The organism is Streptomyces sp. NRRL S-495, from assembly GCF_000966955.1.
In the GTDB taxonomy this organism is placed as follows: Bacteria; Actinomycetota; Actinomycetes; order Streptomycetales; family Streptomycetaceae; genus Kitasatospora; species Kitasatospora purpeofusca.
Genome location: NZ_JZWY01000327.1, coordinates 1 through 20,563 on the forward strand (window position 1 = coordinate 1; position 20,563 = coordinate 20,563).

At 73.2% G+C, this 20,563-nt stretch carries 18 protein-coding genes; 11 read left to right on the forward strand and 7 right to left on the reverse strand.

The features are described from left to right. Positions 1-557, forward strand: a 557-nt coding sequence (locus VR45_RS17765) for a DUF6542 domain-containing protein (RefSeq protein ID WP_234326020.1), incomplete at its 5' end; no start/stop codon positions are given. 50 nt (positions 558-607) lie between these two features. On the opposite strand, the gene ppgK is transcribed toward VR45_RS17765, so the two are convergent. Then, positions 608-1,354 carry a polyphosphate--glucose phosphotransferase gene (ppgK, locus tag VR45_RS17770; RefSeq protein WP_045940759.1) on the reverse strand — a complete coding sequence of 249 codons (747 nt, stop codon included), beginning with the start codon at positions 1,352-1,354 and terminating at the stop codon, positions 608-610. A 147-nt stretch (positions 1,355-1,501) separates the two neighbouring features. Further along, entirely contained in the window at positions 1,502-2,479 is a 978-nt protein-coding gene (locus VR45_RS17775; protein ID WP_045940760.1) for a 4-hydroxy-3-methylbut-2-enyl diphosphate reductase, read from the reverse strand. Between the two features lie 87 nt (positions 2,480-2,566). Between VR45_RS17775 and VR45_RS17780 the strand changes: the two genes are divergently transcribed. The 4 genes from VR45_RS17780 (at position 2,567) to VR45_RS17795 (ending at position 6,228) form a co-directional block, all read left to right on the forward strand. Beyond that, on the forward strand, positions 2,567-3,937 hold the full coding sequence (locus VR45_RS17780) for an APC family permease (RefSeq protein ID WP_045940761.1): 1,371 nt from the start codon (positions 2,567-2,569) through the stop codon (positions 3,935-3,937). Positions 3,938-3,947: 10 nt separating this feature from the next. Further along, positions 3,948-5,192, forward strand: a complete 1,245-nt coding sequence (xseA, locus tag VR45_RS17785) for an exodeoxyribonuclease VII large subunit (protein WP_045940762.1) — start codon at positions 3,948-3,950, stop codon at positions 5,190-5,192. Between the two features lie 46 nt (positions 5,193-5,238). Next, positions 5,239-5,502, forward strand: coding sequence for an exodeoxyribonuclease VII small subunit (locus VR45_RS17790; protein WP_078896619.1), 264 nt, complete (start codon positions 5,239-5,241; stop codon positions 5,500-5,502). A 126-nt stretch (positions 5,503-5,628) separates the two neighbouring features. Next, a complete protein-coding gene (locus VR45_RS17795) occupies positions 5,629-6,228 on the forward strand; it encodes a malonic semialdehyde reductase (RefSeq protein ID WP_045940764.1) in 600 nt (199 codons plus the stop codon). A 149-nt stretch (positions 6,229-6,377) separates the two neighbouring features. Here the strand turns inward: VR45_RS17795 and VR45_RS17800 are convergent, their stop codons facing one another. After that, on the reverse strand, positions 6,378-6,914 hold the full coding sequence (locus tag VR45_RS17800; RefSeq protein ID WP_234326021.1) for a DUF4245 domain-containing protein: 537 nt from the start codon (positions 6,912-6,914) through the stop codon (positions 6,378-6,380). A 226-nt stretch (positions 6,915-7,140) separates the two neighbouring features. Here VR45_RS17800 and glpX point away from each other — a divergent pair, with 226 nt between their 5' ends. Then, entirely contained in the window at positions 7,141-8,181 is a 1,041-nt protein-coding gene (glpX, locus tag VR45_RS17805; protein WP_030397094.1) for a class II fructose-bisphosphatase, read from the forward strand. Between the two features lie 174 nt (positions 8,182-8,355). On the opposite strand, the gene VR45_RS17810 is transcribed toward glpX, so the two are convergent. Together VR45_RS17810 and VR45_RS17815 are read right to left on the reverse strand one after the other, a co-directional pair. Further along, positions 8,356-8,709, reverse strand: a complete 354-nt coding sequence (locus VR45_RS17810) for a WhiB family transcriptional regulator (protein ID WP_079008706.1) — start codon at positions 8,707-8,709, stop codon at positions 8,356-8,358. 426 nt (positions 8,710-9,135) lie between these two features. After that, complete coding sequence (locus VR45_RS17815; protein WP_107084206.1) at positions 9,136-9,831, reverse strand: DUF1707 domain-containing protein; 696 nt, start codon at positions 9,829-9,831, stop codon at positions 9,136-9,138. A gap of 261 nt (positions 9,832-10,092) precedes the next feature. Between VR45_RS17815 and VR45_RS17820 the strand changes: the two genes are divergently transcribed. Continuing rightward, positions 10,093-11,760, forward strand: a complete 1,668-nt coding sequence (locus VR45_RS17820; RefSeq protein WP_045940766.1) for a fumarate hydratase — start codon at positions 10,093-10,095, stop codon at positions 11,758-11,760. A 111-nt stretch (positions 11,761-11,871) separates the two neighbouring features. On the opposite strand, the gene VR45_RS17825 is transcribed toward VR45_RS17820, so the two are convergent. Then, positions 11,872-12,633 carry a GntR family transcriptional regulator gene (locus tag VR45_RS17825; RefSeq protein WP_045940767.1) on the reverse strand — a complete coding sequence of 254 codons (762 nt, stop codon included), beginning with the start codon at positions 12,631-12,633 and terminating at the stop codon, positions 11,872-11,874. A gap of 220 nt (positions 12,634-12,853) precedes the next feature. Here VR45_RS17825 and VR45_RS42430 point away from each other — a divergent pair, with 220 nt between their 5' ends. Beyond that, a complete protein-coding gene (locus VR45_RS42430; RefSeq protein ID WP_052709175.1) occupies positions 12,854-13,219 on the forward strand; it encodes a hypothetical protein in 366 nt (121 codons plus the stop codon). A gap of 466 nt (positions 13,220-13,685) precedes the next feature. Here the strand turns inward: VR45_RS42430 and VR45_RS17835 are convergent, their stop codons facing one another. Further along, positions 13,686-13,961, reverse strand: a complete 276-nt coding sequence (locus tag VR45_RS17835) for a hypothetical protein (protein ID WP_045940768.1) — start codon at positions 13,959-13,961, stop codon at positions 13,686-13,688. Positions 13,962-14,177: 216 nt separating this feature from the next. On the opposite strand from VR45_RS17835, the gene VR45_RS17840 reads away from it, so the two are divergent. The 3 genes from VR45_RS17840 (at position 14,178) to VR45_RS17850 (ending at position 20,533) form a co-directional block, all read left to right on the forward strand. Continuing rightward, positions 14,178-17,156: an AfsR/SARP family transcriptional regulator gene (locus tag VR45_RS17840; protein ID WP_045940769.1), complete on the forward strand. Its 2,979-nt coding sequence runs from the start codon at positions 14,178-14,180 to the stop codon at positions 17,154-17,156. 648 nt (positions 17,157-17,804) lie between these two features. Continuing rightward, positions 17,805-18,533, forward strand: a complete 729-nt coding sequence (locus VR45_RS17845; protein ID WP_045940777.1) for a class I SAM-dependent methyltransferase — start codon at positions 17,805-17,807, stop codon at positions 18,531-18,533. A 110-nt stretch (positions 18,534-18,643) separates the two neighbouring features. Next, the gene (locus VR45_RS17850; protein WP_078896620.1) at positions 18,644-20,533 is read left to right on the forward strand and encodes a SpoIIE family protein phosphatase; all 1,890 of its coding nucleotides are present in this window, start codon (positions 18,644-18,646) and stop codon (positions 20,531-20,533) included. Positions 20,534-20,563 lie beyond the last annotated feature (30 nt).

The window sequence follows — 20,563 nt, forward strand, 5'->3', positions numbered from 1 at the left end:
CGGCCGTCCGGCCCGCCGGGAAGGCCACTGCCAAGGCCCCCGGGAGGTCGGGCGGCAAGACCTCCGGACGGACCGCGGGGCGGGGCGCCGAGCCCGGTTCCCGACTACGCCCCGTGTCCGGCCCGCCGGTGCTGCGGGCCCGGGTGGTGGGGCGGCTGTACGGGCGGCGGCGCAGCGGCCGGCCGACCCGGCTGACCGCCGTCGGCGCCGGGGTGGCCGCGCTGGCGGCGACGATCACGGTGGCCGGCCTGGACCGGCTGGTCTTCGGCGGGCTGGGGCCGCTGTTCGGCCTCGGCTATCTGCTGGTCTGCTTCCAGCTGGCGGTCCGGGTCCGGTACGCCGACCTGCTGGCCGCGCCGATCAGCGGGCCGATCGCCTTCGCCGCCGCGCTGCTGCTGTTCGGCCCGGTCACCTCCTCCGGGGTGACGGCCCAGGTGGTGGCGCTGGCGACCAACCTGGCCACCCGGGCCGGCTGGCTGTTCTCCGGCACCGGGCTGGCCGCGGCGATCGTGCTGGCCCGGTTCGTGGCCCAGCGCCGGATCCACCGCGCGCGCTGAGGGGAGGCCGCCGGCAACGGCCCCTCCCCTCAGCACGTGGGCTGGCTGGCTCAGTCCGAGGCCCGGGCGGCCGCCATGGCCGCGCCGACGATGCCGGCGTCGTTGCGCAGCTCCGCCGGGACGACCCGGGCACCGCGCTCGCGCAGCAGCGGCAGAAACTTCTCGTGCTTGCGGCTCACCCCGCCGCCGATCACGATCAGCTGCGGCGAGAAGAGCATCTCCACCAGGTCCAGGTACTCATCCACCCGGTCGGCCCACTGCCCCCAGCTCAGCCCGTGCCGCTCCTTGGCGGCCGAGGAGGCCCGCCGTTCGGCGTCCTTGCCGCGCAGCTCCAGGTGACCCAGCTCGATGTTGGGCACCAGCGTGCCGTCCACGAGCAGGGCGCTGCCGATGCCGGTGCCGAAGGTCAGCACCAGCACCACGCCCTCCTGCCCCCGGCCGGCGCCGTGGGCGGTCTCGGCGAGCCCGGCCGCGTCGGCGTCGTTGAGCACCACGGCCGGAAGGTCGAGCGCCTCCCGGAACAGGCCGGCCGCGTCCAGGCCGATCCAGCCCTTGTCGACATTGGCGGCGGTCCTGGTGTGCCCGTCGACGACCACGCCGGGGAAGGTCAGGCCCACCGGCCCCTGGTGGTCGAAGTGGCGGACCACCTCGCGGACGGCGGCGACCACCGCCTCCGGCGCGGAGGGCTGCGGGGTGAGGACCTTGTGCCGCTCCTGCGCGAGCACGCCCCGGGCGAGGTCGACGGGGGCACCCTTGATGCCCGATCCGCCGATGTCCACACCGAATACCGCCGTCATCTCGACCGCCCTCCGCCCGAACGTTGTCCACAGGCTGTGCATGACCGTGCCTGGCTGTCCACAACTTACGAGAGCCCGCCGGGCCCCGCACAGCGGAGGGCCCGGCACCCCGTCGGGGTACCGGGCCCTCCCCCCGGACTCGGCGCGTTACAGCTTGCCCGCGGCCTCGGCGCGCAGGTCGCGGCGGAGCTCCTTGGGCAGCGAGAAGATCAGGTGCTCCTCGGCGGTCTTGACGGTGGAGACCTCGTCGTAGCCGCGCGCGGCCAGCCACTCCAGCACACCCTCGACCAGGATCTCCGGCACCGAGGCGCCGCTGGTCAGGCCGACCGTGGTGACGCCGGTCAGCCACTCCTCGTGGATCTCCTCGGCGAAGTCCACCAGGTGCGCGGCCTTGGCGCCGTACTCCAGGCCGACCTCGACCAGGCGGACGGAGTTGGAGGAGTTCTTGGAGCCGACCACGATCAGCAGGTCCGTCTCCGGGGCCATCTGCTTGACGGCCACCTGGCGGTTCTGGGTGGCGTAGCAGATGTCGTCGCTGGGCGGGCTGACCAGCAGCGGGAAGCGCTGCTTCAGCTCGCCGACGGTGGCCATGGTCTCGTCCACCGACAGGGTGGTCTGGGAGAGCCAGACGACCTTGGACTCGTCGCGGACCTGCACCTTGGCGACGTCCTCGGCGCCGTCGACCAGGTGGATCCGGTCCGGCGCCTCGCCCATGGTGCCGATGACCTCCTCGTGGCCCTCGTGGCCCACCAGCAGGATGTCGTAGCCCTCGTCGGCGAAGCGCACGGCTTCCTTGTGCACCTTGGTCACCAGCGGGCAGGTGGCGTCGACGGTGGCGAGCTTGCCGGCCCGCGCCTCGTCGTGCACCGACGGCGCGACGCCGTGGGCCGAGAAGACCACGATCGAGCCCTCGGGCACCTCCTCCGTCTCGTCGACGAAGATCGCGCCCTTCTTCTCCAGGGTCTGCACCACGTACTTGTTGTGGACGATCTGCTTGCGGACGTAGATGGGCGCCCCGTACTGCTCCAGGGCCTTCTCAACGGCGATCACGGCGCGGTCGACGCCCGCGCAGTAGCCCCGGGGGGCGGCGAGCAGGACACGGCGCTGCGCGGTGTTGGAGGACATGGCTCCATCGTACGGGCGGAGGGGAGCCGCGCCGACGGGAGTCGCGTTCCGGCCGGAACCGGTCCCGGGTGCTCAAATGTGGAAGCTATGAGCGAGCGAGCCGGGCCGGACGGGCCCGAGGACGGCGGGCCCCGGGGTGAGCTGCGGCGCAGCCTCGGCGTCCGCGATCTGGTGGTCTACGGGCTGCTGTTCATCGCCCCGATGGCGCCGGTCGGCGTGTTCGGGGTGCTCGACGCCAAGAGCCACGGCGCGGTCGCGGCGGTCTACCTGGTGGCCACCGTGGCGATGGGCTTCACCGCGGTCTCGTACGCGCAGATGGTGCGGGCGGTGCCGCGGACCGGTTCGGTCTACGCCTACGCGCGGGCCGGGCTCGGTGAGGGGGCGGGCTTCCTGGCCGGGTGGATGGCCCTGCTGGACTACCTCCTGATCCCGGCGGTCGCGTACCTGTTCTCCGGGATCGCGCTGCACTCGCTGGTGCCGGACGTGCCGCGCTGGGTGTGGACGGCGCTGGCGGTGCTGGTGACCACCGCGCTGAACCTGGCCGGGGTGCGGACGGCGGCGGTGGTGGGCCTGGCGGTGCTGGTGGCGGAGCTCGCGGTGCTGGCGGTGTTCGTGGTCGCGGCCGTGGTGGTGCTGGTGCGGGACGGCGCGCAGCGCGGCTGGGCGACTCCGTTCACGGCGGTCGGCGGCTTCTCCGCGTCCGCCGTGCTCTCGGCGGTCTCGGTGGCGGTGCTGTCCTACCTGGGCTTCGACGCGATCGCCACCTTCGTCGAGGAGGCGGTCGGCGCCTCGGCGGCGGTGGCGCGGGCGGTGCTGTGGTGCCTGGTGGTGTCCGGTCTGCTGTTCGTGGCGCAGACCTGGCTGGCGGCGCTGCTGGAGCCGCTCTCCCCTGAGCAGCTGGCGGCGGACCCGGCGGCGCAGGGGTCGGCGTTCTACGACACGGTGGAGGGCTCGGTCGGGCACTGGCTGCAGGTGCTGGTCGCGGCGAGCAAGGCGGTCGGCGCGGCCTTCGCCGCCCTGGCCGGGCAGGCGGCGGCCGGGCGGCTGCTCTTCGCGATGGGCCGGGACGGGCGGCTGCCGCGCTTCCTCGGCGCGGTCGACCCCGGCTCGGCGGTGCCGCGCCGGGCGCTGCTGGTGTCGGCGGCGATCACCCTGGTGGCGGCGGTCTGGGCGGCGGACCGGGACGACGGTCTGGACCGGCTGACCTCGGTGGTGGACATCGGCGCGCTCACCGCCTTCACCCTGCTGCACGCCTCGGTGGTGGGCTGGTACGTGGTGCGGCACGGCTCGCGCGACTGGGCCCGGCACCTGGTGGTGCCGGTGCTGGGCGTGCTGGTGATCGGCGCGGTGGTGGCCGAGGCGGCCGGTTCCGCGCAGGTGGTGGGGCTGGTCTGGCTGGCGGTCGGCCTGCTGGTGGTGGCCGCCCGGAGCGGTTCCGCTGTCGGCGGGCGTCGCTAACCTCGTACGCATGGCCAACCCCAGCTCCCCCGAAGCACCGCTCCCGGTCGGCAAGGTCTCCGCGCTGATCGGCGGCTGGATCGACCGGCTCGGCGCGATCTGGGTGGAGGGACAGATCACCCAGCTCAGCCGGCGGCCGGGGGCGGGCGTGGTGTTCCTGACGCTGCGCGACCCGCAGGCGGACGTCTCGCTGACCGTGACCTGCTTCCGCTCCGTCTTCGACCAGGTCGCGGACGCGGTGCAGGAGGGCTCGCGGGTGATCGTGCACGCGAAGCCGGAGTGGTACGCGGCGCGCGGCCAGCTCTCGCTGCGGGCCTCGGAGATCCGGCTGGTCGGTCTGGGCGAGCTGCTGGCCCGGCTGGAGCAGCTGAAGCGGCGGCTGGCCGGCGAGGGCCTGTTCGCGGCGGACCGCAAGAAGCCGCTGCCGTTCCTGCCCCAGTGCGTCGGGCTGGTCACCGGGCGCGACTCGGCGGCGGAGCGGGACGTCCTGGAGAACGCCCGGCGGCGCTGGCCCGCCGTCCGCTTCGAGATCCGCAATGTCCCGGTGCAGGGCGTCAGCGCGGTGGAGCGGGTGAGCGAGGCCGTCCGGGAGCTGGACGAGCACCCCGAGGTGGACGTGATCGTGGTGGCCCGGGGCGGCGGCAGCGTCGAGGACCTGCTGCCGTTCTCGGACGAGGGCCTGGTCCGGCTGGTCGCGGCCGCGCGGACGCCGGTGGTGAGCGCGATCGGCCACGAGCCGGACCAGCCGCTGCTGGACTTCGTCGCCGACCTGCGCGCCTCCACGCCCACCGATGCCGCCAAACGGGTGGTTCCGGACGTCGGGGAGGAGCTGGCCAAGGTCCGGCAGCTGCGGGACCGGGCGCGGCGGCACGTACTCGCCCGGGTGGAGCGGGAACAGCACGGGCTGGACGGGGTGCGCAGCCGGCCGGTGCTGGCCGCGCCGCAGCGGATGCTGGACGGGCGGGGCCAGGAGGTGGCCGGGCTGCTGGAGCGGTCCCGGCGCACCCTGAACCACCGGCTGGAGCGCGCGCAGAGCGATCTCGGGCACACCCTGGCCCGGGTGGTCGCGCTCTCCCCGGCGGCCACCCTGGAGCGCGGGTACGCGGTGCTGCAGCGGCGGGACGGCACGGTGGTGACCGATCCGGCGCAGGTCGTGGCGGGCGAGGGGCTGCACGCCCGGGTGGCGGGCGGCGGCTTCGACGTCACCGCGGACGGCGGCGGGACGGCGGACGGCGGCGCGACGGCGGGCCGGTAGCGGCGGGCCGGGCACGCTGTCGGTCCGGCCCCCTACGCTGGCTCCCATGGCAGACGAGGAGCAGAGCACGGCGGCAGCCGCCGTGGAGGCGCCGACCGCGGACGACGCGCTGGGGTACGAGCACGCGCGGGACGCGCTGCTGGAGGTGGTCCGGCAGCTGGAGAACGGCGGCACCTCGCTGGAGGAGTCGCTGGCCCTGTGGGAGCGCGGCGAGCAGCTGGCGAAGGTCTGCCAGCGCTGGCTGGACGGTGCGCGGGCCCGGCTGGACGCCGCGCTGGCCGCCGAGGAGGACGCTCCGCCGCAGGGGTGACGCAGGTCACGTGCAGCCCGGGGAACAGTTGAATGTTCACCCATGTTGGGACCGTCTGACCGGCTGCGGCCGGTCACCGCAACAAAGACGACCCCCCAGCTTCTTCCTCCCCCGAGGTGCACTGACATGACCACCGACGCCCTGGTTCTCGACACCGCCGCCCAGGACCTGCTGTTCCGCGAGGCCCGCACGGCCAACACCTTCACCGACGAGCCGGTCTCCGACGAGCAGATCCAGGCCATCTACGAGCTGGTCAAGTTCGGCCCGACGGCGATGAACCAGCAGCCGCTGCGGGTCGTCCTGGTGCGCTCGGCCGAGGGCCGCGAGCGCCTGGTCCAGCACCTCGGCGAGGGCAACAAGGCCAAGACCGCCGCCGCCCCGCTGACCGCGATCCTCGCCGTGGACAACGAGTTCCACGAGGAGCTGCCGACCGTCTTCCCGCACTTCCCGGCCGCCAAGAGCTACTTCACCGAGCGCCCGGTCCGCGAGGCCTCGGCCGCGATGAACGGCGCCCTGCAGGCCGGCTACTTCATCATCGGCGTGCGCGCCGCCGGCCTGGCCGCCGGCCCGATGACCGGCTACGACGCCGAGGGCATCAACAAGGAGTTCTTCACCGACGGCGAGCACTCGGTGCTGGCCGTGGTGAACATCGGCAAGCCGGGCGAGAACGCCTGGTACCCGCGCTCGCCGCGACTGGCCTACGACGAGGTCGTCACCACCGTCTGAGCCACCACCGTCCGACCCGGGACCGCCCCCGAGACCCCGGGCCCGGACAGCGCGAGGGCCCCGCACGCACCGCGTGCGGGGCCCTTCCGCGTCCCTGCCGGCCGGCCGCCGCCGGAGCGGAGATCTCCGCTCCGGGGGCGGGAACCGGACTACTTCAGCGCCCGCGCCAGCTCCGCCAGTTCCTCGTAGGAGGCGGTGCCGGTCAGCACGGTGGTGGCGCCGCCGGTCTGCACCGTGATCGCCCGCGCCTTCGGTCCCTGCACCCGCTCCCAGGTCTGCCCGGCGATGTCCTCGGTGCCGTCCGGCTTGCCGCCGGCCACCGTCGCCTTGAGCACGTCGTCACGCGCGATGTCGCTCTGCTCCACGGCCGCGTACTGGCCCGAGGGGGTGACGAAGCCCAGGTGCCAGGCGTTGCCCTTGCCGTTGTTGGTCGCCGCCGCGTTGTACGTCACCGAGGTGGCCCGCCACTTCGCGGACAGGCCGTCCGGGACGAGCAGCGGGTACGGCGCGGCGCGCTTGGCGGTGGCCGCGGCCACCCTGTAGTCGACCGGGCGCACCCCGTCGCCGTCCGCGTCGTGCGGCAGGAACAGGTACCCGACCCAGACCACGACGCCGACGGCCAGCATCGACAGGACCATGTCCCGTACGGTCTGCCGGCCCCTCATGCCCTTGCTCTCTCCAGCCACCCCCACATGGTGACTCATGCTGACGCGGTCGCCCGCACCCGGGGTGCCGCGTCGGGGTGCCACGTCGGGGCGCCGAGAGCAAAAGCCGCCCCCGTCGGGCCGTGGAGGGACCCGCGCCACAGACAGTCATGTCGTGGGCAGATACGATCGCAACACCCTCACCACGGCGTTCGACCAGGCAGTAGTCGGGCGCTCACTGGCCGTCGCGTACAGAGAGGTAACGACGATGACCACGCAGTACCCGCACCATCTCCCCAGCTCCCTCGAGGTCGCGCCCGAGGCTCCTGACCGGAACCTCGCGCTCGAACTCGTCCGGGTCACCGAGGCCGCGGCGCTCGCCGCCGGCCGCTGGGTCGGCCGTGGCGACAAGAACGGCGCCGACGGCGCCGCAGTCCGCGCCATGCGCACCCTCGTCTCCACCGTCTCGATGAACGGCGTCGTCGTCATCGGCGAGGGGGAGAAGGACGAAGCTCCGATGCTCTACAACGGCGAACGGGTCGGCGACGGCACCGGCGCCGAGTGCGATGTCGCGGTGGACCCCGTCGACGGCACCACCCTCACGGCCAAGGGCATGAACAACGCGGTCGCCGTCCTGGCCGTCGCCGACCGCGGCACCATGTTCGACCCGAGCGCCGTGTTCTACATGGACAAGCTGGTCACCGGGCCGGAGGCCGCCGACTTCGTCGACATCACCGCCCCGCCGGCCGTCAACATCCGCCGGGTCGCCAAGGCCAAGGGCATCGCCGTCGAGGACGTCACCGTCGTCGTCCTGGACCGCCCGCGCCACGAGGGCCTGATCCGGGACATCCGCGAGGCCGGCGCCCGGATCAAGTACATCTCCGACGGCGATGTCGCCGGCGCCATCATGGCCGCCCGCGAGGGCACCGGCGTCGACCTGCTCATGGGCATCGGCGGCACCCCCGAGGGCATCATCGCCGCCTGCGCGATGAAGTGCATGGGCGGCGTGATCCAGGGCCGGCTCTGGCCCAAGGACGACGCCGAGCGGCAGAAGGCCATCGACGCCGGGCACGACCTCGACCGGGTGCTCAGCACCGACGACCTGGTCAGCGGCGAGAACGTGTTCTTCGTCGCCACCGGCATCACCGACGGCGAGCTGCTGCGCGGTGTGCACTACCGCCAGGAGACCGCCACCACCAGCTCGCTGGTCATGCGCTCCAAGAGCGGCACCATCCGCGAGGTCCACGCCACCCACCGGCTGTCCAAGCTGCGGGCCTACAGCGCGATCGACTTCGACCGCGCCAACTGAACGACCCCGCGTCCGGGCCGCCCACCGGCGGCCCGGACCGCGGCAGAGCCACGACGAACCCGCGGCCTCGGCGAAATCCCCCTTCGCCGAGGCCGCGGGCGTGTGCGGACGCCCGCCGGGTGTGTGCCGGGGCCCGCCGGGCGGGTGCCGACGCCCCCGGCCCGGCGCCGCGGATCACCCCGCGATCCGGCCCCTCGCCCCAGGCACCCGGACCGGCTCGCACAGCTCGACGTCCCGCCGGCGGCGCCGCGCCAGCACCACCCGGCGCTCGGCCGCCGTCAGCCCGCCCCAGACCCCGTAGGGCTCCGGCTGCGCCAGCGCATGCTCCCGGCAGGCCAGCAGCACCGGGCAGCGGGCACACACCTGCTTCGCCTGCTCCTCGCGCGACAGCCGGGCCGCGGTCGGCTCCTTGGACGGCGCGAAGAACAGGCCCACCTCGTCCCGCCGGCAGGCCGCGGCGGTGTGCCACGGACTGTCCTCGCCCGCCGGCTGCGCCGGGGGCCGCTCCAGGAGCTGCGCCGCGACCACCGGCGAGGCTGCGGCGGACGGCCGCGCGACCGGCGACGGGGCGGCCGGCGACGGGACGGCGGACGAGGTGGTGCGGGACTCGATCGGATGCAGCACGGCCGTACTCCTGACGAGGCTCTCGGACACGGGGAAGCTCGCTCCCCTGCCCGGCTGCGGGGTCCCCGTTCACACCCGGGCCGGCCTCAGGCCGCCTCCGGTACGCAGCCGTACAAGAAGCGATGTGCCAGAGGAACTACCCCACGCCGGCGGGATTCATGCACACTGCACGCAACCGACTACAGCGTGCACCCGACGCAACGACGAGTGCCCGGCCGGGAGTTGTCCCCGACCGGGCACCGGACCTGCCGCCGAGCGGCGGAGTCCGTCGTTCCGAATCTGTCGCGGCGGCCCGCCGGACCGTTCCGTCCGACCACCGGGCCTGCGGGCTCAGTCGGCGCCGAGCTGCTTGCGCACCCACTCCTTGAGCTTCTTGCCCCGGCGCGGCTTGGCCTCGCAACCGCCGAACACCGCGGTGCCCTTGACCCGCACCACCGGCGCGTACGGGTCCGCCGCGGTCTGCTCCTTGACGTCGAAACCGCCGAAGATGCCTACGCCGCCGCCGTGCAGGCTGACGTTCTCCGGCACCTTGATCTCCACCCCGCCGAAGATCGCCACCACGTCGATCACCACCTCGGGCGACTCGAACACGGCGTCCGTCAGGTCGATCTCGACCCCGCCGAAGATCGCCACCGCCCGCAGGTTCGAGCCCACCCGCCACCGGCCCTTGCGGGACGAGCCGCCGAAGACGGCCAGCATGGTCGGCGCCTCGTTGCGGGCCGGCAGCCGCACCGGGCCGTCCGGACGCGGGGCCGCCGCCGGATCGCCCAACGGCGACTTCTCGAAGGAGATCCCTCGGTGCACCGGAAGGTCCCGGGTCAGCGGCACGAGGTCGCCCAGGGTCTTGGCCGCGTACGCCGCCTCGATCCGCTCGGCGTGCTCCTCGACGTCCAACCGCCCCTCGGCGTAGGCGTCGCGCAGCAGCTCCGCCACCCGTTCGCGGTCGGCGTCCGAGGCCCGGATCTCGGCCTCCGCCACCGGGGCGTGCGCGGGTCGGGCGGGCGGCGTCGCCCCGGGCTTGGTCATCGGTACGGCCCCCCGGCCCTGATCGTCCATCCGCTGGTCCAGCGGCTCCTGCGGGTCCTTCGACGGCGAGTTCTCCACGGGCCCAGCCTAGTCAACCGGGCAAGCCCCTTCCCCACCGGTGGGTGACCCCGGTCACGCAGGCTGACCTTCCCGCGTACGCGATTCCCGCGCGTCCTACCCTTGAGGGTGCTTTCGCCCTCCAGGGTGCTTCGCCGACGCAGCCGGAACACTGGCAACACTGGACATCTAAGGACCGCCCCCATGGCTCCCACGCCGGACTTCGAGTACAGCGACCTTCTCCCCCTGGGCGCTGACCCGACCCCCTACCGCAAGCTCACCTCCGAGGGTGTGTCCACCTTCGAGGCCGGCGGCCGGACCTTCCTCCAGGTCGAGCCCGAGGCCCTGCGGCTGCTCACCGCCGAGGCGATGCACGACATCTCGCACTACCTGCGCCCGGCCCACCTCGCCCAGCTGCGCCGCATCCTGGACGACCCCGAGGCCAGCCCCAACGACCGCTTCGTCGCCCTGGACCTGCTGAAGAACGTCAACATCTCGGCCGGCGGCATCCTGCCGATGTGCCAGGACACCGGCACCGCGATCGTCATGGGCAAGCGCGGCCAGAACGTACTGACGGCCGGCGGCGACGAGGCCGCCGTCGCCCGCGGCGTCTACGACGCGTACACCGAGCTCAACCTGCGCTACTCCCAGATGGCCCCGGTGACCATGTGGGACGAGAAGAACACCGGCAACAACCTGCCGGCCCAGATCGAGCTGTACGCCACCGACGGCGACGCCTACAAGTTCCTCTTCATGGCCAAGGGCGGCGGCTCGGCCAACAAGTCGTACCTGTACCAGGAGACCAAGGCCATCCTGAACGAGGCCAGCATGCTCTCGTTCCTGGAGCAGAAGATCCGCTCGCTGGGCACCGCCGCCTGCCCGCCGTACCACCTGGCCATCGTGATCGGCGGCACCAGCGCCGAGTTCGCGCTGAAGACCGCCAAGTACGCGTCCGCGCACTACCTGGACCAGCTGCCGACCTCCGGCGACGCGAAGACCGGCCACGGCTTCCGGGACCTGGAGCTGGAGGCCAAGGTCACCGAGCTGACCCAGAAGATCGGCATCGGCGCCCAGTTCGGCGGCAAGTACTTCTGCCACGACGTGCGTGTGGTCCGCCTGCCCCGCCACGGCGCCTCGCTGCCCGTCGCGATGGCCGTCTCCTGCTCCGCCGACCGCCAGGCCCTGGGCAAGATCACCGCCGAGGGCGTCTTCCTGGAGCAGCTGGAGACCGACCCGGCGAAGTACCTGCCGGACACCACCGACGAGCACCTCGACGACGACGTGGTGCGGATCGACCTCGACCAGCCGATGTCCGCGATCCGCGCCGAGCTCTCCAAGTACCCGGTGAAGACCCGGCTCTCGCTCACCGGCACCCTGGTCGTCGCGCGCGACATCGCGCACGCCAAGATCAAGGAGCGCCTGGACGCCGGCGAGGGCATGCCCAAGTACCTCCAGGACCACCCGGTCTACTACGCCGGCCCGGCCAAGACCCCCGAGGGCTTCGCCTCCGGCTCCTTCGGCCCCACCACGGCCGGCCGGATGGACTCCTACGTCGACCAGTTCCAGGCCGCCGGGGGCTCCATGGTCATGCTCGCCAAGGGCAACCGCTCCAAGCAGGTCACCGACGCCTGCGCCGCGCACGGCGGCTTCTACCTCGGCTCCATCGGCGGCCCGGCGGCCCGCCTCGCCCAGGACTGCATCAAGAAGGTCGAGGTCCTGGAGTACGCCGAGCTGGGCATGGAGGCCGTCTGGCGCATCGAGGTCGAGGACTTCCCGGCCTTCGTCGTGGTCGACGACAAGGGCAACGACTTCTTCCGCGAGACCACCGAGGGTCCGCTGATCACCAGCCTGCGGGTCCGCTCCAAGGAGTAGCGCCCACCGCTCGCAACCCGCCGCCCCGGCCGCCGCCCGCGTCCGGGGCGGTGGCGCGTCCGCAGCTGCAACCGCGTCAGACCTCGGGCGTCAGGCGTCAGGCGTCAGGCGTCAGGCGTCGAAGTCGTACTCCAGGACGTAGGAGGCCGCGTCCAGGATCATCTCGTTCAGCTCGACGACCTGGCCCTCGTCGGCGAAGGCGGTCCGGCAGATGAGGATCACCGGGGTGCCGGCCGAGAGTTCCAGCCGGACGGTCTCCTCCGCGGCCGGCATCCGGGAGCGGACCTCCTCGCGGAAGTGCACCGGCTTGGCGCCTATCTCGGCCAGCCGCGCGTAGGTGCCGCCCGGGCCGGTGTCCTCACGGGTGATGGCGGTACCGGCCACGAGTCCGGCCGGCAGGTAGGAGGTCGACAGCAGCACCGGCTTGCCGTCCAGGACGAAGCGCCGGTGCCGCACGCACATCGGCTCGCCCGGGTCGACGCCGAGCACCCTGGCCACGTGCTCGGGCGCGCCCTGCTCGGTGACCGACACCTGGTCGACGACCAGGGTGCGGTTGTCGATGTCGGCCGACCATATCGACCGGCCCGAGCCCCACTGGCCCTGGGCGAGCCGCTGGATCCCGCGCCGGCGCAGCGGCCGGAAGTCCCGGACGAAGACGCCCGCACCGCGGCGGGCCTCGGCGATGCCCTCGCTCTGCAGCACGCCGAGTGCCTGACGGGCGGTCATCCTGGCCACGCCGTAGACGTCCATGAGGTCGTTCTCGCCGGGCAGCCGGTCGCCCGCCCGGTACTCGCCGGCGTCGATGGCCGCCCTCAGCGTGTCGGCGATCCGTTGGTACTTGGGCTGCTTCTCGCCGCTGCTGCTGCCGACCATCGCCTTCTCCCTCGTCCCTCTCGGAAATCGTAGGCGCGCCCGCGGCCGCCGGTAAGCCGATAGGACCGGCTGGACCGTTGACATCTCTAGAGATATTAGCTTCTCTAGAGATGCTGGGTAGTCGCCGAGCAGAGCCGAACCAAAAAGCCAAGCCACGACAGCGACCAGGGCCGGCCACCACCGTCGCCGCGCCCGCACCGGAGCAGCAAGGAGCAGCGCGGTGAGCATCCGAAAGCGCGCCGCCGCGGCCTACCGGCCGCGCGTGGGGGAATCCGTCCTCGACACCAGGACCGGACGGACCGGCATCTACATGGACACCATCGGCGGGGAGCACTACCTCCGCCCGCCCGAGGGCGGTTGCGAGTGGACCGCCCGCCCCGAACACGTCACCCCGTCCGGGCCGGCCGACGGCGGGAGCACCGGCACAGCGGAGGCCGACGCCGAACCCTCGGCCCGGCGTCGGCCGGGCAACCGGGCGGATCCCCCGTCCCCGGACGACGACGCGACCGAGAACCGGGCCCGCCTCAGCGCCCGCCTCGCCGCACGCAACCGGAACTCCCGCCTCAACGAAAGTCAGGTCGCCTGACGGGGGTGCGACCAACACTCCGGACCTGGCAACCGCCCCGACCGGATCCGGCCACGGCATCGGGCCGGATCGACATCGCGCGGCGCCGACCGGCACGTGGGACCGGGGAACGGGCGGCCGCGATTGCCGTTCCGGCCGGGGGCGTCCGGCGGCCGGGGCACCACGGGATTTCGACGGGTCACGGTCACGGTTCGCGCGACCCAAATCCCCCCACACCGGTATCTAGTTCACGCTCTTCGTGAATTGTCCTTACACGCATCTCATTTCGGGCGGTCGACGACAAAGTGCCCCGCTCCCCGAAAGTGGGGCGCGAGGCACTCGGCGAAGTGTGGGCTGCGGATGACCGGCGGAGGCGTCGGCGGCCGCTGCGAAGCAGCCGGTGGTCACCGTGATCGTCGGGACGGCGACGACCGGGCGGTGACGGATTCGGTTCACCCGTCCGCCCACAGCGGGGGACGCGGTGTCCTTACGGTGCGCTCCAGATGACGCCCTGCGGCTCGCGGTGCTTGCCGGGCTCCCCGTCAGCCGGAGCGGTCGGCTCCACTATGAACTCGGAGTCGTCACCGTGGATCTCGTTCTCGAGCTTCGCCCTGTCCTCGGCGGTGGGCTCTGTGAACTCCCCGGCGTTCGAGGTCGCGGCCACCGCACCCTCGACGACCTCGGACGCCGCCACCGCGGCGGCTTCCTCGGCCGGCGCGGTCGCCTTGATCGGCTCGGTCGTCTCGTTCTGATTGTTGGCCATGGGCGGCCGCCTTTCGGTCATCAAGTGTCTTCTGCCCCACCGCCTAGACGCGGTCGCGCGGTCAGTATCGTAGGGTTGATTAAATGTCCGATAAACATCGTGCGGCTTACCGTGCCGTCCGGCAGAGTCAGCCCTCCGCCTAAGCTGAGGTCACCACACAGCGGCGGACCGCCGAGCGCCCTACCGGGATTCGACACCAGGCCATCGGGGGACTTCATGGAGTTTCGGGAGACGCCGCCCGCACCGGCGCTGCGCTTCCAGGTACTCGGTCCGGTCCAGGCATGGCTCGACGGGAAGCAGCTCGCCCTCGGCTCCCCTCAGCAGCAGGCCGTCCTGACGATGCTGCTCCTGCACGCCGGCAGGCCGGTCACCACGCAGGACCTGGTGGACGGCCTCTGGGGCGATCGTCCGCCGGCTCAGGCGGTCGCGGCACTGCGCACCTATGTCTCCCGGCTGCGCACGGTCATCGAGCCCCGCCGCGAGGTGCGCCGGCCCGCCGAGTTCCTGGTCTCGGTCGCCGACGGCTACGCCCTGAACATCCCGGGCGAGGCCCTCGACGCCGCCGTCGTCGAACGGCTGGCCTCCGAGGCCGCCACCGCGCGCAACGGCGGTGACCTCGACGAGGCCCATCGGATCCTGGTCCGCGCCCTCGCCCTCTTCAGCGGCCGGCCGCTCACCGGGATCCCCGGCCCGTACGCCGACACCCAGCGGCTTCGGCTGGCCGAGCGCCAGATCTCGGTCGCGGAGGACCGGTGCGCGGTCGCGCTCGAGATCGGTCTGCACGCCGAGGTGGTCGGCGAGCTGAACTCGCTCACCGCCGAACACCCGCTCCGCGAGCGACTGCGCGAGCTGCTGATGCTCGGGCTGTACCGCTGCGGACGCCAGGCCGAGGCCCTCGGTGTCTACACCGACACCCGCAAGCTGCTGATCGACGAACTCGGCGTCGAGCCCGGCACCGGGCTGTCCGCGATACACGCCCGGATCCTCGCCGCCGACCCGGCGCTGGACCTCCCCGCCGTCGTCGCCGCCCCGGTGCCCGCCCGGGAGGAAGGGCCCTCCGCGCCCCCGCCGCCGGCCCAGCTGCCCGCCGACGTCTCGGACTTCAGCGGTCGCACGGAGCTGGTCGGCGAACTCTCCGCCGTCCTGCTGAACGCCACCGGCCAGGCCGTGGTGGTCACTTCACTGGCCGGCATCGGCGGGGTCGGCAAGACCACCCTGGCCGTGCACGTCGCCCACCGGGTCCGTGCCGAGTTCCCGGACGGACAGCTCTACGTGGACCTCCAGGGCGCCGGCGCCTCGCCCGCCGATCCCGCCGTGGTGCTCGGTGACTTCCTGCACACGCTCGGCGCCACCGAGAACCCGGAGTCGCTGGAGCAGCGCGCGGCCCTCTACCGCTCGCTGCTCGCCAGCCGGCGGATGCTGATCCTGCTCGACAATGCCCAGGACGCCGAGCAGATCCGACCGCTGATCCCCGGTGTCTCCAGCTGCGCGGTGCTCGCCACCAGCCGCTCCCGGCTGGCCGGCATTCCCGGTGCGCACCTGGTGGACGTCGAGGAGCTGACCCCGGACGAGGCGCTGGCGCTCTTCTCCGCGATCGTCGGCGAGCAGCGCGTCGCCGCCGAACCCGAAGCCGCCATGGCCGTGGTGACCGCCTGCGGCTTCCTGCCGCTCGCCGTCCGGATCGCCGCCGCCCGGCTCGCCAGCCGCCCCCGGTGGAGCGTCTCGGACCTGGCCCGTCGGTTAGCCGATCAACGGCGGCGCCTGGACGAGCTCCAGCTCGGCAACCTCGCCGTGGAGACCACCATCGGGCTCGGTTACGGACAGTTGTCCCCGGCCGAGGCCCGCGCCTTTCGCCTGCTCTCGGTGGTGGACTCGCCCGACCTCCCGCTGACGGCCGTCACGGCGCTGCTCGGCGTGGACGGGCTGGTGGCGGAGGACCTCGCCGAGGCGCTCGTCGAGGCGAACATGCTGGAGAGCTTCTCCCCCGGCCGGTACCGCTACCACGACCTGCTCCGGCTCTACGCGCAGCGGCAGAACGAACGGATGGGGGACATCGAGGAGCAGCAGGCCGCCGTGCGGCGTCTGCTCGGCCTGCTGCTGCCCACGGTGCGCAACGCGGCACAGGCGATCGAGCCCGACGACCAGCTGCCGGAGCCCTTGAACCCGCTCGGCTCACCCGGACTGGTGTTCCCGACCAGCGGATCCGCGCGCGAGTGGCTGCGGACCGAGACCTCGCTGCTGCACAGCACGGTCGAGGCAGCCGTCCACGGGCCGGCGGAGCTGCTGCGGCCGGCCGTCGATCTGCTGGTCGTCCTGCACAGCCTGGTCGAGGACCCGACCCACGGGCCCCGCGCCCGGCGCATGTTGGAGACCGCCGACCGGAACGCGGAATCCTACGGGGACTCCGCCACGCTCGCGCGGGTGCACTTCGCCTTCGGCTCCCTGCAGTCGATCACCATCGACTTCCAGAACGCCGAGCAGTCGCTCCGCAAGAGTCTGGACCTCCAGGACGCCGAGGACATGACGGTCATCCGGTCGATGGTCGCCAACACCCTGGGCGTCATGCTCATGTTCTCCAACCGCTCGGCCGAGGCCCTGCCCTTCCTGGAGCAGGCACTGTCGATCAGCCGGGTGGTCGGTGCCCCGATCGGTGAGGCCAGACTGCTCGGCAACATCGCCCGGGCCCAGCTCGGGCTCAAGCAGATCGAGCAGGCCGTCCGCTCCGTCACCGAGGCGGTCGCCACCGCGCGGGCGTCCAAGAACGGCCCCTGTCTGGCCGACACGCTCTACCAGCTCGGTGTCGTCCTGTCCTCCGCCGACGAACCCGGCACCGCCGTCGGGCACCTGCGCGAGTCCCACCGGCTCTACCAGTCGCAGCAGAACCGTCTGCGGGAGGGCTACACCCTCGCCCGGCTCTCCTCCTCGCTGCTCGCCGCCGGCCAGCAGGCCGAGGCGGCGGAGACGGCCGAGGAGTCACTGGCGATCGGGCTGGAGATGGACTCCGCCTACTGCCAGGGCCTGGCGAACGCCGCACTGGGCGAGGCGTTGCTCGGCCTCGCCCAGCCGGCACGCGGACTGGCGTGCCTGCGCGAGGCGCACGCCGTCTTCACGCGGCTCGGTGTGCCCGAGGCCTCCCCCGTGGCGGACCTCATCTCCCAGCAGCACACCGAGCCCTTCCCTCCCCCCGCGCCGTAGGACCCCGTTCCCCCGTACTTCCCCCCTGGGGTCCTCCCCCGTGAGCGTTCGGTGCTCCCGCAGCCCCCCGGCTGCGGGAGCACCTTCAACGCTTCCCCGGCGCTGGACTCCACTGTGCACCGCGCCGATTGACGTTCGATAAACGTCGGACCGTCAGCCTGCGGATCGACAGAACCGCAGGTCAGCGGGGTCGAAGCCGCTCGCCGTACGGCGTGCGCGCCCCGGACGCACCCCCTCCGCCCACGCCCCGTGCTTCCGGGGAGGGGGGTGCCGTCGGCCAACCGCCACGAGTTGGCCGAAAACGGACCCCATGGCGGAGTGATCACGCATATTCTCGGATTCCAGTACACACACAAGTGCACTTCTCCGGTGGAGCATCCGGCAAAAGGCAGCGCGGCGGCGCTCCCGCAGTGCAGAGTGTCCCTGTGCAAAGAGTCTGTGCAAAGTGTCAGAGTGCAGTCAGCGTGGCAATGCAGTCAGTGTGACGCGGGGAGCGTGACGTACCGCCACCGGCAGCGGGCCGGCGGGGCAGCGCGAGCGCCGGGAGGAGACGGCGGTCCTGCCTCGCGCCTCGCCCAGCCGACCGGAGGCCCGGCCGAAAGGTGCCTCTCAATCGTGACGACCGGACAGATATCGGATCCGTTCCCCATCGACGAGGACGCAGGCGGCGGTCCCGACGTCCTGAGCCGCCGGGCCGCGCGCGCCCTTCAGGCGGTCGCCTTCGACACGATCGGCACCGGATACGCGGAAGCGTTCCCCTCCAAACACGGCCAGCTGGCCTGCGGGCGCCGGCTGCTGGCCCGGCTGGAGCCGGGCGCCGCGGTCCTGGACGTCGGCTGCGGCAGCGGCGAACCCACCGTCCGCCAGCTGGTCGCGGCCGGGATGCGGGTCACCGCCGTCGACCTGTCGGACGTCATGCTGACCCTGGCCCGGGAGGCCCACCACCCCGGCCCGCACCCGCCGGCCCTGCACCGCATCGACATGTACGACCTCGCGACCGAACGCGCCGACTCGGCCTGGAACCTGCCGGAGCTCGGGCCCGCCGGGCGGGGCACCTTCGACGCCGTCACCGCCTTCTTCTCACTGATCCTCCTCCCCCAGGACGAGATCCCGACCGTGCTGGCCCGGCTGCGCGCCCTGCTGCGGCCCGGCGGACTGCTGGCGCTGGGTATGGTCGAGGCGGACCTGGACCACGTTCCGCTGCCCTTCCTCGGGCGGGAGCTGCGGATCAGCGGGTACCTGCGGGAGGATCTCGAACGGGTCCTGCTGGACGCCGGGTTCGTGATCGAGGAGCAGGAGGGGCGTCCGTACGCGCCGGCCAGCACCACGCTTCCGCCGGAGGAGCAGCTCTTCCTCCGCTGTCGGCGGGTCGGCTGACGGCCGGTCGACACCCGCCGGCCCCCGGCGGCGCCGGCGGACCGGAGCACGACCGCACACCCCAGAGCAGCAACAGGCCCCCGACCGTACCGATCCCAGGACAGGCACCCGTGCGCGACCAGCTCAAACCCGAGGCCGGACAGCCGCCTGCCCTGCCCATCCCGCGCCGACCGCCGTCACCCCCGCCACCACCGGACCCGGCCGGGTCCCAGCAGCCGCCGGAGCAGCAGGCCCAGCAGCCCCGGCCGCCGGACCGGGTCGCCGAGCGCCTCGCCTACCTCGACTCCGCGACCCGGCGGATCAACAGCGCGCTCGACCTGGCCGCCACCCTGCGCAACGTCGGCCGGGTACTGGTCCCCGCCCTGGCCGACGCCGCCGTCGTCCATCTGCGCGACCCGCTGCCCAACGTCGAACGCGAGCCCGGCTTCCCCGAGCAGCTGCGGATCCACCACAGCCAGGGCACCCGGCTGGGCCGGCGCGGCCGCCCGGCCGGCGACGACCAGCGCGACCGCTACGGGGACCGCTACGGCAGCCGGTACGGCGCGCGTTCCACCGCCGACCCCGGCCCGGCCACCCCGGTCACCCGCGGCGGCGCGCTCGCCCACACCCTGCTCAGCCGGCGCCCCGCCGAACCGGTCGTGCTCGGCTCCGCCGAGGACAGCGGCAGCGCCCGCACCACCGAGCTGCTGCGCGAGCTGTACGGCCCCAGGGGCCTGGCCAGGCTCAGCCCGGGCACCTCGGTGCTCGCCCTGCCGCTGCGTGGCCGCAAGGCCGTGCTCGGACTGCTGGTGCTGATCCGGCGCCCGGAGGAGAAGAGCGGCCGGCCCGGCTTCGACGCCACCGACACCGCGACCGCCACCCACCTCGCCACCCAGGCCGGGCTGGCCGTGGACACCGCGCTGCGGTACGCCCGCGAGTGGGAGATAGCCAACGAGCTCCAGCGCAGCATGCTGCCGCTGCGCCTGCCCCAACCGCACGGCGTCCGGCTCGCCCAGCGCTACCTGCCCGGGGAGCGCGGCGCCCAGGTCGGCGGCGACTGGTACGACGCGGTGCCGCTGCCCGGCAACCGGGTGGCGCTGATCGTCGGCGACGTGATGGGCCACTCGCTCACCTCGGCCGCCATCATGGGCCAGCTGCGCACCAGCGCGCAGACCCTGGCCGCCCTCGACCTGCCACCGCACGAGGTGCTCTACCACCTGGACGAGCAGGCCCAGCGGCTGGGCCGCGAACAGCACCTGGCGACCTGCGTCTACGCCGTCTACGACCCGATCGCCAACCGGGTGGTGCTCGCCAACGCCGGGCACGTGCCGCCGGTGCTCGTCCAACCGGACGGCACGGCCGAGCTGCTCGACCTGGAGGCGGGGGCACCGATCGGCGTCGGCGGGGTGGACTTCTCCTCCGTCGAACTGCCCGCGCCGCCGGGATCGGCCCTGCTGCTGTTCACCGACGGTTTGGTGGAGACCCGCAGCCGGCCGCTCAGCGACGGTCTCGAACTGCTCCGCGCCCGGCTCTCGGGCACCCTGCGGCACGCGCCCGAGCACCTCTGCCAGGAGGCGCTGCGGATCCTGCCGCCGGGGGACCGGGGTGACGACATCGCCCTGCTGGCCGCCTGCTTCGACGGCATCCCGGCCGGGGACGTCGCGCACTGGTACCTCCAGCCGCGCAACGAGACGCCGGGGCGGGCTCGTCGGCTGGCCGCGCACACCCTGCGCCGCTGGGGGCTGGAGGAACTGACCGAGGCGACCGAGCTGATGGTCAGCGAGCTGGTCACCAACGCCGTCCAGCACGCCACCCGCCCGGTGACGCTGAGCCTGGTCCGCACCACCCGGCTGCGCTGCGAGGTCGGGGACGACAGCCCGCTGCTGCCCCGGCCGCGCCGGACCGGGCCGGAGGACGAGCGCGGACGGGGCCTGCAGATCGTGGCCCGGTGCGCCGAACGCTGGGGCGCGACCCGGCTGGGCACCGGCAAGGTGGTCTGGTTCGAGCAGCGGCTGCCGTAGTACGCGCGGCCGAGCAGAGGGGCTGCCCCC